The sequence below is a fragment of the Delftia sp. WSY_16 genome, from assembly GCF_043104415.1.
GTDB classification, from domain to species: domain Bacteria; phylum Pseudomonadota; class Gammaproteobacteria; order Burkholderiales; family Burkholderiaceae_C; genus Comamonas; species Comamonas tsuruhatensis.
In genome coordinates this window covers 56,511-73,490 of record NZ_JBICKS010000005.1, presented here as the reverse complement: position 1 = coordinate 73,490, position 16,980 = coordinate 56,511, and the positions used below count along the sequence as shown (strand labels likewise).

Below are 16,980 nucleotides of genomic sequence, written 5' to 3'. Positions count from 1 at the left end.
ACTTGCGGTGTTCAACACAGTCAGGAGAAGAAGAACATGCAAGGCCAGCCAGAAGTCATCGAATGCCTCATAGAGCTGCTGCGCGGCGAACTTTCCGCACGCGACCAGTACTTCATCCACTCGCGCCAGTACGAGGACCAGGGCCTGCTGCGCCTGTTCGAGCGCATCGGCCATGAGATGGAAGAGGAAACCCAGCACGCCGACGCCATCCTGCGCCGCATCCTGTTCCTGGGCGGCCGCCCCGACATGCGCCCGCACGAGTTCACGCCCGGCGAGACCGTCGAAGAGATGCTGCGCAAGGACCTGGCCACCGAATACCGCGTGCGTGACAGCCTGCGCTCGGCCATGGCCCTGTGCGAGCGCCACGGCGACTACAACAGTCGCGACCTGCTGCTGGCCCAGCTGCGCGACACCGAAGAAGACCACGCCTACTGGCTGGAGAAGCAACTGGGCCTGATCGAGAAGATCGGGCTGCCCAACTACCTGCAAAGCAAGATGGGCGAGCCGGCCTGAATGAAGCTCCCCCTGAGGCGCTTCGCGCCTTCCCCCTCTCTCGCTTCGCGGGAGGGGGACGACAGCCTCGCGGCGGGGCGGCCCTTGCTCGCTGTCCCTTGTTTTGGCCGCGCCAGTTTTTCAGGCACTTCCCATAAATGAGAGTGGGCTGTTTGCTCCACGATGAAAACCCGAACCGGCAGCCACGATGAAACGGCAAGCCGGTCGCCCCACGATGAAACAAGAGCCCTCAAGGGCCTGAGAGAAGAGAAAAGAAAAAGGGATGGAAAGCCGCAAGGCCTTCCATCCCTTTTCATTTCCATCGGGTGCGCACCGCCGGGCAGCGGTGCAGCCCGGTGTCAGTCGTCCAGCAGCGACAGGTCGCGCACGGCGCCCTTGTCGGCCGACATCACCAGCTTGGCATAGGCCTTGAGCGCGGCCGAGACCTTGCGCGGGCGCGGCTGGGCGGGCTTCCAGCCCTTGGCATCCTGCTCGGCGCGGCGGCGGGCCAGTTCCTCGTCGGAGACCAGCACGTTGATGCTGCGGTTGGGAATGTCGATGCGGATGCGGTCGCCGTTCTTCACCAGACCGATGGCGCCGCCAGCGGCAGCTTCGGGAGAGCAGTGGCCGATGGACAGGCCCGAGGTGCCGCCCGAGAAGCGCCCGTCCGTCAGCAGCGCGCAGGCCTTGCCCAGGCCCTTGGACTTGATGTAGCTGGTCGGGTACAGCATTTCCTGCATGCCGGGGCCGCCCTTGGGGCCTTCGTAGCGCACGATGACGATGTCACCGGCCTTGACCTTGTCGTCCAGGATGTTCTGCACGGCCTCGTCCTGCGACTCGGTCACGTGGGCCGTGCCCTCGAACACATGGATGCTTTCGTCCACGCCGGCCGACTTGACCACGCAGCCGTCCAGGGCGATGTTGCCCGTCAGCACGGCCAGGCCGCCCTCCTTGGAGAAGGCGTGCTCGTAGGACCGGATGCAGCCTTCGGCACGGTCCAGGTCCAGGCTGGGCCAGCGCGTGTTCTGGCTGAAGGCCACCTGGGTGGGGATGCCGGCCGGTCCTGCCAGGTAGAAGTGCCGCACGGCTTCGTCCTGGGTGGTGGTGATGTCCCACTGCGCCAGGCCTTCGCCCAGGGTCTTGGCGTGCACGGTGGGCACGTCGGTGTGCAGCTTTCCGGCGCGAGCCAGCTCGCCCAGGATGGCGAAGATGCCGCCGGCGCGGTGCACATCCTCGATGTGGTACTTCTGCGTGTTGGGCGCGACCTTGCACAGCTGGGGCACCTGGCGCGAGAGGCGGTCGATGTCGGCCATGGTGAAGTCGATCTCGGCTTCACGGGCAATGGCCAGCAGGTGCAGGATGGTGTTGGTGGAGCCGCCCATGGCGATGTCCAGCGTCATCGCGTTCTCGAAGGCCTTGAAGCCCACCGAGCGCGGCAGCACGGATGCGTCTTCCTGCTCGTAGTACTCGCGGGCCAGCTCGACGATGCGGCGGCCGGCGCGCTTGAACAGTTCCTCGCGGTCGGCATGCGTGGCCAGCACCGTGCCGTTGCCGGGCAGGGACAGGCCCAGGGCCTCGGTCAGGCAGTTCATGGAGTTGGCGGTGAACATGCCCGAGCACGAACCGCAGGTGGGGCAGGCCGAGCGCTCGACCTGGGCGACCTGCTCGTCGGTGTAGTTGGAGTCGGCCGCGATCACCATGGCATCGACCAGGTCCAGCTTCTTGAACTCCAGCGTGTGCGTGGTGGGATTGGCCAGCTTGGTCTTGCCCGCTTCCATGGGGCCGCCCGAGACGAAGATCACGGGAATGTTCAGCCGCATGGCAGCCATCAGCATGCCGGGGGTGATCTTGTCGCAGTTGGAGATGCACACCAGCGCGTCGGCACAGTGGGCGTTGACCATGTACTCCACCGAGTCCGCGATGATGTCGCGGCTGGGCAGCGAATACAGCATGCCGTCGTGGCCCATGGCGATGCCGTCGTCCACGGCGATGGTGTTGAATTCCTTGGCCACGCCGCCTGCGGCCTCGATCTCGCGCGCCACCAGCTGGCCCAGGTCCTTGAGGTGGACGTGGCCGGGCACGAACTGCGTGAAGGAATTGGCGATGGCGATGATGGGCTTGTCGAAGTCGCCATCCTTCATGCCGGTGGCACGCCACAGGGCGCGCGCACCAGCCATGTTGCGGCCGCCGGTGGAAGTCTTGGAACGGTATGCGGGCATGGGCAATCCAGTTGTCTGTCGTCTCGGTCCGTCCCTGGTCCTGTGGGGAAGGCCAGGGTCTGGGCGAAGATTATGGCGCAGCACCCGCCGCACCGCTGGGGCGCAGGAATGCCCCGGCCGGCGTGGACCGCCCCTTTGCAGACCCCAGGCATCGCCTGCGGCGAAGCCTGCTGCGCAATTCAGATCCGATCAGCGGCGCGAACGCGTGCCCGTGCCCATGGCTTCCTTGTTCTTTTCGATGCGCTTCAGGCGCCGCTGCTCGATCTTGTCAGCCGCGCGCCGCTTGGTGTAGCCCGACATGTCCGCCCAGGCCCACCAGGCCGCCGTCAAGCCATAGGCGCCCAGGATGACGTACCACGACCAGGTGGCGACAGGTTCGATATCGGCCAGCTTGAGCAGGGTGAGCAGGACCGCAATTCCCAACAGATACATCACTTCTCCTTCGCCACAAAGCGCTTCACACGAGGTAACGCATCACGCATGCGCGCCCACTACAATGGTTCGCATAATTATTCCCGACAACACCCCAGGAACTCATGATGAAGCAGACATTGATTGCATTTGCCCTGACCGTCGCCGCCGTGGCCCCCGCCATGGCCGACCAGGCACTTGCCACCTCCAAGAACTGCATGGCATGCCACGCAGTGGACAAGAAGCTGGTGGGCCCCTCCTACAAGGATGTGGCCGCCAAGTACGCCGGCCAGAAGGACGCCGTGGACAAGCTGGCAGGCAAGATCATGAAGGGCGGCAGCGGCGTCTGGGGCCCGGTTCCCATGCCCGCCAACCCCCAGGTCAACGAAGCCGATGCCAAGAAGCTGGCCGCCTGGGTGATGTCGCTGAAGTAGGCTCCGCCTTTCCTTCGGGGCCCCGCCTCAGGGCCCGCAAAAAAACCGCGCAACGCAAGTCGCGCGGTTTTTTCATGGTCCGCCGGTGAATCCGGGCCCGGCCCCCTTACCTGTAGTCCGCAGCGCCCGTGCCGGGCTGCTGGTGCAGGCGTACCTGCTGCTCCAGCTGCCCCACATAGGCGGCCGTGCTGTTGTCCGACTCCTGGGCGCGCTGCACCAGATGGGCCTCCAGCGCATCCAGCCGCGCCATCAGCACCTCCTTGTCACGCGCATGCAGGTCTTCCAGCACGGTGCGCAGCTCGGTGAAGCGCGAGGCCTCGGCCTTGTCGGCCAGGTCGCGCTGGGCCTGCATTTCCTTGGCGTGTCGGCGCGCCTCCATCAGCACCGAGCCCTGCAGCCACAGCACATAGGCGACGAAGAACACGCCCAGCAGGCAGGTCAGCGCCAGCATCAGCACGCCCAGCGGCGCCTGGACATCGGTGACGCCCAGCGACACGACGGATGGTGCGGCCAGGGTGTTCCAGTTGAATGCCGCCAGCAGCGCAATCAGGGCCACGGTGATCAGCAACGACAGGGTTCTCAGATTCATGGTGAAAGGCCTCCCTCGGCAGTGGTGAAAGCAACAGCTTCGGTTGTACCGCAACCATCATGCCTGAGCTGTCGGCCCACACAAAATAGGACTGCAAGACAGGGCGCCGCCCGCAGTCCGGCCAAGAAAAAACCGGAGCCAGGGCTCCGGTTCTTCATGGCGGTCGTGTCGGACCTCAGTTCGTCTCGGCCAGCTGGTCGAGGATGGCCGGGTTCTCCAGCGTGCTCGTGTCCTGGGTGATGGCCTCGCCCTTGGCGATCGAGCGCAGCAGGCGGCGCATGATCTTGCCGCTGCGCGTCTTGGGCAGGTTGTCGCCGAAGCGGATGTCCTTGGGCTTGGCGATGGGGCCGATTTCCTTGGCCACCCAGTCGCGCAGCTCCTTGGCGATCTGCTTGGCTTCCTCACCCGTGGGGCGTGCCCGCTTCAGCACCACGAAGGCGCAGATGGCCTCGCCGGTCAGGTCGTCGGGGCGGCCCACGACGGCGGCCTCGGCCACCAGATCCGTCTTGGCGACCAGGGCCGATTCGATCTCCATCGTGCCCATGCGGTGGCCCGAGACATTGAGCACGTCGTCGATGCGACCGGTGATGCGGAAGTAGCCCCGGTCCTCGCTGCGCACGGCGCCGTCGCCTGCCAGATAGGTCTGCCCGCCGAGTTCGGCCGGGAAATAGCTCTTCTTGAAGCGCTCGGGGTCGCCCCAGATGGTGCGGATCATGCTGGGCCAGGGCTTGGTGACCACCAGCAGGCCGCCTGCGCCGTTGGGCAGTTCGTGGCCGGTCTCGTCGACGATGGCGGCCATGATGCCCGGCAGCGGCAGCGTGCACGAACCCGGCACCAGCGGGGTGGCACCCGGCATGGGGGCGATCACGTGGCCCCCGTTTTCGGTCTGCCAGAAGGTGTCCACGATGGGGCAGTGCTCGCCGCCCACATGCTTGTGGTACCACATCCAGGCCTCGGGATTGATGGGCTCGCCCACGCTGCCCAGCAGGCGCAGGCTGGACAGGTTCCAGTTCTTCGGATGCACGGCGGCATCGCTGTCGGCGGCCTTGATCAGCGAGCGGATGGCCGTGGGCGCCGTGTAGAAGATGGTGCAGCCGTGGCGCTCGATCATCTGCCAGAAGCGGCCCGCATTGGGGAAGGTGGGCACGCCCTCGAACACGATCTGCGTGGCGCCAGCGGCCAGCGGGCCGTAGGCCACGTAGGTGTGGCCCGTGATCCAGCCGATGTCGGCCGTGCACCAGAACACGTCGCTGGGCTTGAGGTCGAAGGTCCACTCCATGGTCTGCTTGGCCCACAGCACGTAGCCGCCCGTGCAGTGCTGCACGCCCTTGGGCTTGCCGGTGGAGCCGCTGGTGTAGAGGATGAACAGCGGGTGCTCGGAATCCACGGCCACGGGCGCGCACTCCGTGCTCTGGCCGGCCAGGATCTCGCCGAAGGTCTTGTCGCGGCCCGCCGTCATGGCACAGGCCGTGGCCGTGCGCTCGTAGACGAAGACATGGCGCACGGCCTCGCAGCCGCCCAGCGCCAGCGCGTCGTCCACGATGGCCTTGAGCGGCAGTTCCTTGCCGCCGCGCATCTGGTAGTTGGCGGTGATCACGGCCACGGCGCCCACGTCGACGATGCGTTCCTGCACCGCCTTGGCCGAGAAGCCGCCGAACACCACGCTGTGCGTGGCGCCGATGCGCGCGCAGGCCTGCATGGCCACCACGCCCTCGATGGTCATGGGCATGTAGATCAGGACACGGTCACCCTTTTGCACGCCCTGGGCCTTGAGCGCGTTGGCGAACTGCGAGACGCGCTCCAGCAGCTCGCGGTAGCTGACCTTGGTGACCTCGCCGCCATCGGCCTCGAAGATGATGGCCGTCTTGTGCTCGACGTCCGTGCCCATGTGCTTGTCCAGGCAATTAGCGCTGGCGTTGAGTTCGCCGTCGGCGAACCAGCGGAAGAAGGGGGGATTGCTGTCGTCCAGCACCTGGGTGAAGGGCTTGGACCAGACCACGTTCTCGCGCGCCAGGCGGGCCCAGAAGCCCTGGTAGTCGTTCTCTGCCTCGGCGCACAGCGCCTTGTACTGCTCCATGCCGGAGATACGGGCCTTGGCGGCAAAGTCTGCCGGCGGCGGGAAGACCCGGTTCTCCACCAGTACCGATTCAATGGGGGATGCTGTTGCGGTGCTCATGCTTGCTTGTCTCCTGGGCTGGCCAAATAAAAATTGTGGTGTGACTGTCGGGGGCCGGTCTTACATGCCACTGACTGAAACACCCTTGGGCGCGTCTACCTGGGGATTCCCCGCAGTTCCTGGCTGTCACCGGCAATGGCCTGTTTCGCCGCTAAAATCGCGCGCCCGTTTTCCACGGCCATTGTCCCCTCCCATCCACGCCCCCACGCAAGACAAGCGCGACCGACCACCATGGCCCGCCAGCAAAACTCCAACCGAGCCCCCGGCTCCCCCCTGCGTCCCCTGCCCTCCCTGATCTTCGCCAGCCGCTGGCTGCAGCTGCCGCTGTACCTGGGCCTGATCGCCGCCCAGGGCGTCTATGTCTGGCACTTCCTGCTGGAGCTGTGGCACCTGATCGAGGCCGCCTTCGGCAACCAGGAAGCGCTGCAGGCGCTGATCACCAGCATCGGCTACAAGCACGATGCGCCCATCGGCGCGCTCAACGAAACCATCATCATGCTGGTGGTGCTGGCGCTGATCGACGTGGTGATGATCTCCAACCTGCTGATCATGGTCATCGTGGGCGGCTACGAAACCTTCGTCAGCCGCCTGGGCCTGGACAGCCACCCCGACCAGCCCGAGTGGCTGGGCCACGTGAACGCCTCCATCCTCAAGGTGAAGCTGGCCCTGTCCATCATCGGCATCAGCTCCATCCACCTGCTCAAGACCTTCATCAACGCAGGCAGCTACGACGTCAAGGTGCTGATGTGGCAGACCATCATCCACGTCACCTTCCTGGCCAGTGCCCTGGCCATCGCCTACACCGACAAGCTGATCAACAGCACGGCCGGCAACCACTGAGCCGGCGGCATCCCTCACCGAAGCCCCGCAGCGCCAGCCGCTGCGGGGCTTTTTTCATGGGCGGGCGCAGGCACGCTTTTTGCCGCAGATCGGGCCTGAAGCTTTCCTCAAGCTGACGCTTGACCGATTTTATTCATCGATGACAGCATATGCCTTTTGAATCATGATCTCTATGCTCTCATTAAGTGAGCAAATACTGACCGGATTGCAGCCCTCAAGGGCTTGAAACAGCCCGAAACAGGCCTTTTCCAGCTCATGCGTTTTGACGCAGTAAAACCTGTTTTATATAATTTCGGCTTCTTTACAACCTGCCAAGCAGGTCATCGGCACCGTCTTCACGGCCTGCCGATCCCTCCGGCGGATCGTTGTGCTCCCGGCACAGCCCCGTCAACCGGGCCGAAACTCGGTCCTGATGTTGTGGGGCATCGCGCTGGCTGATCTTCAGCCACGATGCCCGCCTGAGACACCGCGCGCGCTTGCCGCCGGCTGCTCTCGACCTCTGGCTCTTGCGCACCGCTTCGCGTGCCATCCGAGCCGTCTCGGGTGCTTTCGCACCTGTTTGAATTCCAGCAACGGGGGACGGCCGTCCCCTGCAGCGAACGGCATCAGGGCTTCATTTTTGGCTTGCGCGCCAGCGTCTTCGCCCGTCGAGGACGCTGGACTGTGTTCCATCTCACCCAAAAGGAGAACGCCACAGTGGCCAAGCAGATCATCATCGATCATGTGTTCAAGGTTTTCGGGGACGACCCCAGGACCGCACTCGAGCTCGTCCAACAAGGCCTGAGCAAACAGGAGATCCTGGAGCGCACGGGCCAGTCCATCGGCGTGTTCGACGCCGACTTCACCATCGAGGCCGGCGAGATCTTCGTCGTCATGGGCCTGTCGGGCTCGGGCAAGTCCACCCTGGTGCGCATGCTCAACCGCCTGATCGAGCCCACGGCCGGGCGCATCGTGGTCGATGGCCAGGACATCAATGCCCTGAGCGAGCGCGATCTGCGCGCGCTGCGCCGCAAGGACATCTCCATGGTGTTCCAGTCCTTTGCGCTGATGCCGCACATGACGGTGCTGGACAACACGGCCTTCGGCCTGGAGCTGGCCGGCGCCGACAAGGCCGAGCGCCAGAAGCAGGCCCAGGCCGCGCTGGAGCAGGTGGGCCTGGGCGCCTGGGGCGCCAGCTATCCCGACGAGCTGTCGGGCGGCATGCAGCAGCGCGTGGGCCTGGCCCGGGCGCTGGCGTCCGATCCGTCCATCCTGCTGATGGACGAGGCCTTCTCGGCCCTGGACCCCATCATCCGCACGGAGATGCAGTCCGAGCTGCTGCGCCTGCAGCAGATCCAGCGCCGCACCATCGTCTTCATCTCGCATGACCTGGACGAGGCCATGCGCATCGGCGACCGCATCGCCATCATGAAGGACGGCCAGGTGATCCAGGTCGGCACGCCCGACGAGATCCTGCGCAGCCCTGCCGACGACTATGTGCGCAGCTTCGTGCGTGGCGTGGATGCGGCCTCTGTCTTCAAGGCCGGGGACATTGCGCGCCAGGCCCTGACCGTGGTGTCGGAGCACAGCGACCGCGGCTGCCGCGCCGCCCAGCGCCTGCTGGAGGACTCCGACCGCGACTACGCCTATGTGGTCAACGCGCGCCGCCGCTTCCTGGGCGTGGTGTCCTCGCAATCGCTGCGCGACGCACTGCATGGCCGCCCGGGCATGCTGGGCCTGAGCCACGCCTTCCTGCCCAACGTCGAGCCGCTGTCCGCAGGCACGCCGGTGGCCGAGCTGTTCGGGCCCGTGGCCGCTGCGCCCTGCGCGCTGCCGGTGACCAACGACGACGGCCAGTTCATGGGCGTGGTCAGCCGCACCACCATGCTGCGCTTCCTGGACCGCGACACGCCGCCCGTGCCGCCGCCGCAGGAGATCGTGCCGCCCGTCACGCTCAACCCGCATTTCCCGGCCTCCAACGCCCCAACCGTCGCCCCCACCGTCGCCCCCACCGTCGCGCCGACCGTGGAGCCGATCGAACAACGACAAGGAGATGCCGCATGAGCGATGCCAACAACAGCCTGAACCCGAACACCGCCGCTGCCGCCACCGATCCCTGGTCCGAAGCAAGCGCCAATGCAAACGCAGCCCCTGCTGCCGCCGATGCCGCGGCCCCCGCAAGCGCCGATCCCTGGGCAGCCGCCTCCACGCAGGCGCCCGCCGATGCGTCGCCCGATCCCTGGGGCGCTGCCAGCAGCGGTGATGCACCGGGCGGCGACTGGCTGGGCGCGTCGGCCGGGGTTCCCGACGACGCCCATGCCAGCCTCTGGCACCAACTGACCACCGACGGCCTGCCCGTGCAGGGCTGGATCAACAGCGGCCTGGAATGGGTAGTCCACCATTTCCGCCCCTTCTTCCAGGCCGTGCGCACGCCCATCGACGGCACGCTGTCGGGCATCACCGATGCCATGCTGGCCCTGCCCTGGCCGCTGCTGATCCTGATCCTGACCCTGGTGGCCTGGCAGTTCGCGGGCCGCGCCATGGCCATTGGCGCCGCCGTCTCGCTGGTGGTGGTCGCCATGCTGGGCATCTGGCCCGAGGCCATGGTGACGCTGTCCCTGGTGCTGACCTCGCTGGTTTTCTGCATGGTCATCGGCTTGCCCGCGGGGATTTTGCTGGCCTCCAGCGACCGTGCGCAGCGCTGGACACGCCCGCTGCTCGACGCCATGCAGACCACGCCGGCCTTCGTCTACCTGGTGCCCGTGGTGATGCTGTTCGGCATCGGCAACGTGCCCGGCGTGATCGTGACCATCATCTTCGCGCTGCCGCCGCTGATCCGCCTGACCAACCTGGGCATCCGCCAGGTGCGCCCCGACCTGATCGAAGCCAGCCGCGCCTATGGCGCATCGCCCTGGCAGTTGCTGTGGAAGGTGCAGTTGCCGCTGGCCATGCCGTCCATCATGGCGGGCGTGAACCAGGCGCTGATGCTGTCGCTGTCCATGGTGGTGATCGCTTCCATGATCGCCGTGGGCGGCCTGGGCCAGATGGTGCTGCGCGGCATCGGCCGCCTGGACATGGGCCTGGCCACCGTGGGTGGACTGGGCATCGTGCTGCTGGCCATCGTGCTGGACCGCATCACCCAGGCCATGGGGCAGACGACCCGTGGCGGTGCGCGCTGGTGGCACAGCGGCCCCGCCGCCTGCATTGCCCGCCTGCTGGGCGCCGGCAACAAGCCGGTCCATCGTGGCAGCACCAGCTGAATGCCTTCACTGCGGCGCGGATGGGCCCACTGCCGCGCCGCCTTCCCGAAAAGCGGCCAGCCAGGCTGGCCGCCCACTCCCCTTTCATCACACAACGGAGGAACCCGAGGATGAACCAAGCCCTGAACCACAATCGACTGCCAACTGCCACTGCCAGCCACTGGCTGCGCACCGCCACGATGGCTGCCGGCATCGCACTGGCCTGCGCAGGCGCATCGGCCGCCAGCGACCAGCCCGGCAAGGGCGTGAAGGTGTCGCCGCTCAAGAGCTCCATCGCTGAAGAAAGCTTCCAGACCCTGATCGTCATGAAGGCCCTGGAGAAACTGGGCTACGACGTGCAGCCCTTCCAGGAAGTCGAGTACCCCACGGCCCACGTGGCGATTGCCAATGGCGATGCCACTTTCCTGGCCACGCACTGGAACCCGCTGCACGCCGACTACTACAAGAACGCGGGCGGCGACGCCAAGCTGTTCCGCAAGGGCGTGTACTCGGACAACGCGGCCCAGGGCTATCTGATCGACAAGAAGACGGCCGACGAATACAAGATCACCAATATCGGCCAGTTGAAGGACCCCAAGATCGCCAAGCTGTTCGACTCGGACGGCGACGGCAAGGCCGACCTCACCGGCTGCACGCCGGGCTGGGGCTGCGAGGCCGTGATCGAGCACCACCTGACGGCCTACAAGCTGCGCGACACCGTGACCCACAAGCAGGGCACGTACTCGGCGCTGATCGCCGACACCATCTCGCGCTACAAGGCCGGCAAGCCCATCCTCTACTACACCTGGACGCCCTACTGGGTGAGCAACGTGCTCAAGCCCGGCAAGGACGTGGTGTGGCTGGAGGTGCCCTTCTCCTCGCTGCCCGGCGAGCAGGCCAAGTTCGATACCAAGCTGCCCAACGGCAAGAACTACGGCTTCGTGGTGAACAAGCAGCAGATCGTGGCCAACAAGGCCTTCACCGACAAGCACCCCGACGCCGGCAAGCTGTTCGAGCTGATGCAGCTGCCCGTGGGCGACATCAGCGCGCAGAACCACATGATGAGCCAGGGCCAGAACAAGCCCTCGGACATCAACCGCCATGTGGACGGCTGGATCAAGGCCCACCAGAAGACCTTCGACGGCTGGCTGGAACAGGCCCGCGCCGCAGCCCGCTGAACGCTGCGGGGGAGCTGCTCCAGGCGTTCCCCCGGCTCCTGCTTCAAAGGCCCGCTTCAAAGGCCCGCTTCGGCGGGCCTTTTGAACATGCGCAGGGCGATGGCCGTGACCACCACGCCCGCCACCAGCGCCACCGCATACATGGCCACGTGGGTCACGGCGTTGGGAATGGGCGCGACGAAGATGCCGCCATGCGGCACCTTCAGCTCCACACCCGCCAGCATGGACACGGCGCCGGCCACGGCCGAGCCCAGCACCAGGGCCGGAATCGTGCGCAGCGGATCGCGCGCCGCGTAGGGAATGGCCCCCTCGGTGACAAAGGCCAGGCCCAGCACGCCGGCCGAGGCGGCGCTGCCGCGCTCCTCGCGCGTGAAGCGGTCTGCAAACAGGCGCGTGGCCAGGGCCAGCCCCAGCGGCGGCGTCATGCCGGCGATCATGGCTGCAGCCATGGGCGTGTAGACCTGGCTCGCGATCATTCCCGTGGAAAACGCATAGGCGGCCTTGTTCACCGGCCCGCCCATGTCAAAGGCCATCATCGCGCCCAGCAACAGGCCCAGCAGCAAGGCACTGGCACCCTGCATGCCGCGCAGCCAGGCGCTCAGCCACTGCAGCAGCTCGGCCACGGGCGCACCGACCAGATAGAACATCAGCAGCCCCGTGAACAGGCTGCCCAGCACAGGCAGGATCAGCATGGGCAGCAGGCCCTTGAGCGCCTGCGGCAGCCGGATGTGCGCTGCCATGAAGGCCACGCCGTAGCCTGTGATGAAGCCGGCCGCGATGCCGCCGATGAAGCCTGCGCCCATGCTGGACGCGATCATCCCGCCGATCATGCCCGGCGCAATGCCGGGCCGGTCGGCAATGGAATAGGCGATATAGCCGGCCAGTGCCGGCACCATCAGCGCAAAGCCGCCCTTGGCGCCGATCTGGAACAGCGTCCATCCCAGCGTGCCCTGGTGGGCATCGTCATGGACATAGATGCCGCCCAGCGCAAAGGCCATGGCGATCAGAATGCCGCCGGCCGTGACGAAGGGCAGCATGAAGGACACGCCGGTCATCAGGTGGCGATAGGCACCGCCCTGGGTCCGGGCCGGCATGGGCGCGGCGCCGCCTGCAGCAGCGCCCACGGCGGCACCATGCACGGTGGCTTCGGCCAGCGCCCGGGTGATCAGCCCCGAGCCGTCGCGTATGGCCGGCTTGGTGCCGCTGCGCAGCAGCGGCTTGCCCGCGAAGCGCGAAAGATCGACCTCGCGGTCGGCGGCGATGATGACCAGGTCGGCCTCGGCAATCTCCTGCGGCGTCAGCGCATCGAGCGCGCCCACCGAGCCTTGTGTCTCCACGCGCATGGCGTGGCCCAGCGCCGCCGCGCCGCGCTGCAGTCCCTCGGCCGCCATGAAGGTATGGGCGATGCCTGTGGGGCAGGAGGTGACGGCCACGATCCGCTTGCCCGTGCGCTGTGCTGCGGGACTGGCGGCAGCGCAGCGTGCAAGCACGCCGGCCGGATCGTCGAGCGCCTCGCGCAGGCTGCAGCGCTCGACGGCGGCCTGCACGAAGCGGGAGGCATCGGCGGCGGTGTCTGCATCGTCATCGGTGCCGGCATCCCCCACGATCAGCAATTGCCCGGCCTGCGCGGCGGCATCGGCCGCATGCAGCCCGATCACACCGCCGCTGGCGCGCACTTCCACGGCCAAGGGACGCTGTCCGGCCGCATGGCGCAGGGCTTCGGCGGCCAGCAGCGCTTCGGCGTCGTGCCCGGCGGCTGCGATCACCACAAAAAGAGGGTTCATGAAAGCTCCTGAAGAATGGGGGATCACGGCCACTGGCATGGCTCCAGCAGCACGCTGGCGGCCAGGGCCTGGACGCGGTTGGCATCGACTTCGCGCGCGGGCGCGGCCTGCAGCCAGGCCAGCGCACTGGCCGTGGACAGGCGTGCGGTGTCCGCCAGATCCAGTCCGCGCAGCCGCGCGGCCACCATGCCCGCGACCATGGCATCGCCCGCGCCCACGGAGCTGCCGCGTGCCCGCTGCGGCGGCCGCGCAATCACCGCGCCTTGCGCGCTGGCGAACAGCGCGCCCTCCTCGCCCATGGACACCACGGCCAGCCCCAGCCCCCTGTCCAGCAGACTGCGCGCGGCGGCCAGAAGCGCATCGCGGCCGTCCAGGCGCTGGCCGGTGGCGGCCTGCAACTCCTCCCGGTTGGGCTTGATGGCCCAGGGCATGGCCGCATAGGGGGCCGTCGCCAGGGCGGCGGCCAGGGGGGCCTCGCTGGTGTCCAGCAGCACGTCGGCACCGGCGGCCACGGCCTGGGCCTGGAGCCGGGCCCAGCTGTCCGCAGGCAGGCCGGCGGGCAGGCTGCCCGACAGCACCACGGCCAGGCCGGGCCGCAGATACCGGGCCAGCGCGGACATGACGGCGTGCAGATGCGCTTCGGCCAAGGCCAGGCCCGGCAGGTTGATGTCCGTGGTCTGGCGTCCGCCGTCGGCCACCAGCTTGATGTTGGTGCGCGTCTGGCCCGGCACGCGCAGGCAGGCGTCGGCAATGCCGCGCTGGGCGAACAAGGCCTCGAACATGCCGGCGTTGTCACTGCCCAGCACGCCCAGCGCGGCCGTGGAAATGCCCAGGCCCGCCAAGGCGGCGGCAACATTGATGCCCTTGCCGCCCGGCGCCTGCACGCTGCCCAGCGCGCGCTGCACCTGGCCGGGCAGCAGCGCGTCCAGGGTCACAAGCTGGTCTATGGCCGGGTTCAGGGTCACGGTAATGGCTTGCGGGGCGTTCATGCCGTCACCTCCTTGGCCAGTGCCCGCACCTGCGCGGCATCCTCGCAGCCGAGCGCCCTGTCTGCGAGCGCCTGCAGCTGCCGCAGGCTGGCCGCGCGCAGGCCGGCCTTGACACCGGCGATGTCGTTGGGCGTCATCGACAGCTCGCCCACCCCCAGCCCGGCCAGCAGCAGCGCACCGAACGGGTCGCCGGCCAGTCCGCCGCAGACGCCCACGGGGCGCGCGCAGGTGGCAGCGCCCTGCACGGTGGCACGCACCATCCGCAGCACGGCCGGATGCAGGCTGTCGGCCTCGGCCGCCAGTTGCGGGTTCTGGCGGTCCATGGCCAGCACGTACTGGGTCAGGTCGTTGGTTCCTATGGAGAAGAAATCGGCATGGCGGGCCAGTGCGTCGGCCTGCACGGCGGCGGCGGGCACCTCGATCATGATGCCCAGCGGCAGGACCGGAGCGTCCAGTTCGGCGCGCAGCCGTTCGCAGGCCGCGCGCAGCGCCAGCAGTTCCTGCACGCTGGTGACCATGGGAAACATCACCGACAGCCTTGCGCCATCGCGGGCCGCCCGGTACAGGGCGCGCATCTGGGGCTCCAACAGGTCGGGGCGGCGCAGCAGCAGCCGCGCACCGCGCACGCCCAGGAAGGGGTTGTCCTCGCGCGGCAGCTCCAGGTGGGCGACCTGCTTGTCGCCGCCGATGTCCAGCGCGCGAACGATCAGCGGCCGCCCCTCCAGCGCCTGCGCCATGGCGCGGTAGGTTTCGTACTGCTCGTCCTCGCCGGGCGTGCTGCCGCGCTCCAGGAACAGGAATTCCGTGCGCATCAGGCCCACGCCCTCGGCGCCCTGGGACAGGGCCAGCGGCACCTGCTCGGGCAGGTTGACGTTGGCGCAGACTTCGATGCGCACGCCATCGGTGGTGATGGCAGGCAGGCTGCGCTGCGCGGACACGCGTTCCTGCAGCGCCCGCTGCTCGGCCATGTGGGCACGCGCCGAAACCAGGTCCTGCTCCGAGGGATCAAGGTAGATGCGGCCATTGGCGCCATCGACGATGGCCAGGGCCCCATCGGCCATGCCCAGCACGCCGCCGCCCGCCGCCACGGCGGCCGGCAGCCCCAGCGTGCGCGCGAGTATGGCCGTGTGCGAGGTGGGACTGCCCTGCGCCGTGACCAGCGCGGCCACGCGCGCCGTGTCCAGCTGGGCGGTTTCCGAGGGTGAAAGATCGGCCGCGACCAGGATGCAGCCGCCTTCCGGCAGGCCATCCGGTCCCGCCGCTGCCAGCGAGGGCTGCAGTTGCACCAGCACGCGCCGGCCCACGTCGCGCAGATCGGCGGCACGCGCGGCCAACGCGGGGTTGTTCAGCGCCTGGAGACGGGCAGCCCCCTCCTCCACGGCCTGGTCCCAGGCCCAGGCCACGCCGTGGCCCTGGACCATGAACTGGCAGGCGCGCGTGATGAGTCCGGTGTCGCCCAGCCACTCGGCCTGCGCGCTGAAGATGGCCGCATCGCCTTCGCCCAGGCGGCGGCGGGTGTCGTCATGCAGGGCGCGCAGCTGGCCCTGTGTCTCGGCCAGCGCCGCATGCAGCCGCGCACCGCCCACGCTGAGCGGCTCGGGCAGGTCGGGGATCTCGGCTGCCTCCACACGCCACTGGTGGATGCGGGCCACGGCCAGCCCCGGGCTGGCGCCCAGGCCCACAAAGGCAGGCCGCGCCAGCGGCGGCAGCCAGCCCGTGGCGGGCGATTCGGCCGCCTTGCGCGCAGCGGCGTCGGCATCGGCACGTTCCTGGACCACCAGGGCCTGGGCCACGGCACACAGGCGCTGGACCGCGGCACTGGCGTCGGGACCCCCTGCCGAGACAGTGACCTTGTCGCCTTCGCGCAGTCCCAGCTGCAGCAGGCTGGCCATCTGCCGCGCATCGGCCACCTCGTCGCCATGGCGCACCTGGATGCGCGAGGCAAAGCCGCGCGCCGCCTCCGCCCAGCGCGTGGCAGGCCGCGCATGCAGGCCGTTGGGATAGGCAATGGTCCATTCGCGCGCCTCGGCCAGGTCCACTGCCGCCGGGCGGGCGGCAGGCGGCGCCGGGTCCGCTTGCCCCTGGAGTGCATCGATGACCTGCTGCGCATCGCCGGTGGTGAACAGCGCCTGCAGCCGGGGTGTCTGCAGCAGGCCGGCCAGACGGCGCAGCAAGGTGATGTGGGCATCGGAGCGTGCCGCCACCGCCACCACCAGATGCACGTTCTGGCCGGCATTCCAATCCAGGCCCTCGCGCACCTGGAGCACGGCCACCGCGTCGCGCAGCACCAGGGCCCGGTCTTCGGCGCGGCCATGGGGAATGGCCACGCCGTGGCCCAGAAAGGTTTCGGCCTGGGCCTCGCGCGCCTGCATGCCGGTGGCATAGCCAGGGGCCACGCAGCCACGGTCCTGGAGCAGCCGGGCCGCCTGGGCGATGGCGTCGGCCTTGTCGCGCACCCTGGCGTCGAGGCGCACGGCGATCTGCAGGCCCGCAGAAGCGGTGGGTGCAACCGCCGGGAGGGATGAATGGGCATTGATCATGGCGCGGATTGTGGGAACGTTCCCAACCATCAGTCAATCTGCACTGCAACATAACCTGGCCACAATCCGGCCATACCTCGGCATTTCTTTGGAGTTATCCTCTGCGGCAC

At 67.9% G+C, this 16,980-nt stretch carries 13 protein-coding genes; 6 read left to right on the top strand and 7 right to left on the bottom strand.

Translation table 11 applies throughout. The features are described 5' to 3' along the window. Window positions 1-36: 36 nt before the first annotated feature. Window positions 37-513 (top strand): bacterioferritin, encoded by a 477-nt coding sequence (bfr, locus tag ACF8O7_RS03440; RefSeq protein WP_016445182.1) that lies wholly within the window; start codon window positions 37-39, stop codon window positions 511-513. Between the two features lie 338 nt (window positions 514-851). Here bfr and ilvD read toward each other — a convergent pair whose 3' ends face one another. Next, complete coding sequence (gene ilvD, locus ACF8O7_RS03435) at window positions 852-2,711, bottom strand: dihydroxy-acid dehydratase (protein ID WP_016445181.1); 1,860 nt, start codon at window positions 2,709-2,711, stop codon at window positions 852-854. A 189-nt stretch (window positions 2,712-2,900) separates the two neighbouring features. Continuing rightward, the gene (locus tag ACF8O7_RS03430; protein WP_016445180.1) at window positions 2,901-3,143 is read right to left on the bottom strand and encodes a TIGR04438 family Trp-rich protein; all 243 of its coding nucleotides are present in this window, start codon (window positions 3,141-3,143) and stop codon (window positions 2,901-2,903) included. Window positions 3,144-3,250: 107 nt separating this feature from the next. Between ACF8O7_RS03430 and ACF8O7_RS03425 the strand changes: the two genes are divergently transcribed. After that, window positions 3,251-3,556 carry a c-type cytochrome gene (locus tag ACF8O7_RS03425; RefSeq protein ID WP_016445179.1) on the top strand — a complete coding sequence of 102 codons (306 nt, stop codon included), beginning with the start codon at window positions 3,251-3,253 and terminating at the stop codon, window positions 3,554-3,556. A 106-nt stretch (window positions 3,557-3,662) separates the two neighbouring features. On the opposite strand, the gene ACF8O7_RS03420 is transcribed toward ACF8O7_RS03425, so the two are convergent. Together ACF8O7_RS03420 and acs are read right to left on the bottom strand one after the other, a co-directional pair. Next, the gene (locus ACF8O7_RS03420; RefSeq protein ID WP_016445178.1) at window positions 3,663-4,145 is read right to left on the bottom strand and encodes a hypothetical protein; all 483 of its coding nucleotides are present in this window, start codon (window positions 4,143-4,145) and stop codon (window positions 3,663-3,665) included. Window positions 4,146-4,320: 175 nt separating this feature from the next. Then, on the bottom strand, window positions 4,321-6,321 hold the full coding sequence (gene acs, locus ACF8O7_RS03415) for an acetate--CoA ligase (RefSeq protein WP_126311840.1): 2,001 nt from the start codon (window positions 6,319-6,321) through the stop codon (window positions 4,321-4,323). Between the two features lie 231 nt (window positions 6,322-6,552). Between acs and ACF8O7_RS03410 the strand changes: the two genes are divergently transcribed. The 4 genes from ACF8O7_RS03410 to proX all read left to right on the top strand — a co-directional run bounded on the left by ACF8O7_RS03410 (window position 6,553) and on the right by proX (window position 11,557). Beyond that, window positions 6,553-7,161, top strand: coding sequence for a TIGR00645 family protein (locus ACF8O7_RS03410; protein WP_016445176.1), 609 nt, complete (start codon window positions 6,553-6,555; stop codon window positions 7,159-7,161). A 696-nt stretch (window positions 7,162-7,857) separates the two neighbouring features. After that, window positions 7,858-9,204, top strand: a complete 1,347-nt coding sequence (proV, locus tag ACF8O7_RS03405) for a glycine betaine/L-proline ABC transporter ATP-binding protein ProV (RefSeq protein ID WP_155525076.1) — start codon at window positions 7,858-7,860, stop codon at window positions 9,202-9,204. Continuing rightward, window positions 9,201-10,400, top strand: a complete 1,200-nt coding sequence (gene proW / locus ACF8O7_RS03400; protein WP_126311842.1) for a glycine betaine/L-proline ABC transporter permease ProW — start codon at window positions 9,201-9,203, stop codon at window positions 10,398-10,400. Before proV ends, proW begins: the two co-directional genes overlap by 4 nt. A gap of 110 nt (window positions 10,401-10,510) precedes the next feature. Beyond that, entirely contained in the window at window positions 10,511-11,557 is a 1,047-nt protein-coding gene (gene proX, locus ACF8O7_RS03395; protein ID WP_088165310.1) for a glycine betaine/L-proline ABC transporter substrate-binding protein ProX, read from the top strand. Window positions 11,558-11,613: 56 nt separating this feature from the next. Here proX and ACF8O7_RS03390 read toward each other — a convergent pair whose 3' ends face one another. The 3 genes from ACF8O7_RS03390 to ptsP are packed head-to-tail and all read right to left on the bottom strand — an operon-like array spanning window position 11,614 to window position 16,870. Beyond that, window positions 11,614-13,341: a PTS fructose transporter subunit IIC gene (locus ACF8O7_RS03390; protein ID WP_126311843.1), complete on the bottom strand. Its 1,728-nt coding sequence runs from the start codon at window positions 13,339-13,341 to the stop codon at window positions 11,614-11,616. A 23-nt stretch (window positions 13,342-13,364) separates the two neighbouring features. Further along, a complete protein-coding gene (locus ACF8O7_RS03385) occupies window positions 13,365-14,330 on the bottom strand; it encodes a 1-phosphofructokinase family hexose kinase (RefSeq protein WP_126311844.1) in 966 nt (321 codons plus the stop codon). Further along, the gene (gene ptsP / locus ACF8O7_RS03380; protein WP_126311897.1) at window positions 14,327-16,870 is read right to left on the bottom strand and encodes a phosphoenolpyruvate--protein phosphotransferase; all 2,544 of its coding nucleotides are present in this window, start codon (window positions 16,868-16,870) and stop codon (window positions 14,327-14,329) included. The genes ACF8O7_RS03385 and ptsP overlap by 4 nt, the downstream gene beginning before the upstream one ends. Between the last annotated feature and the right edge of the window lie 110 nt (window positions 16,871-16,980).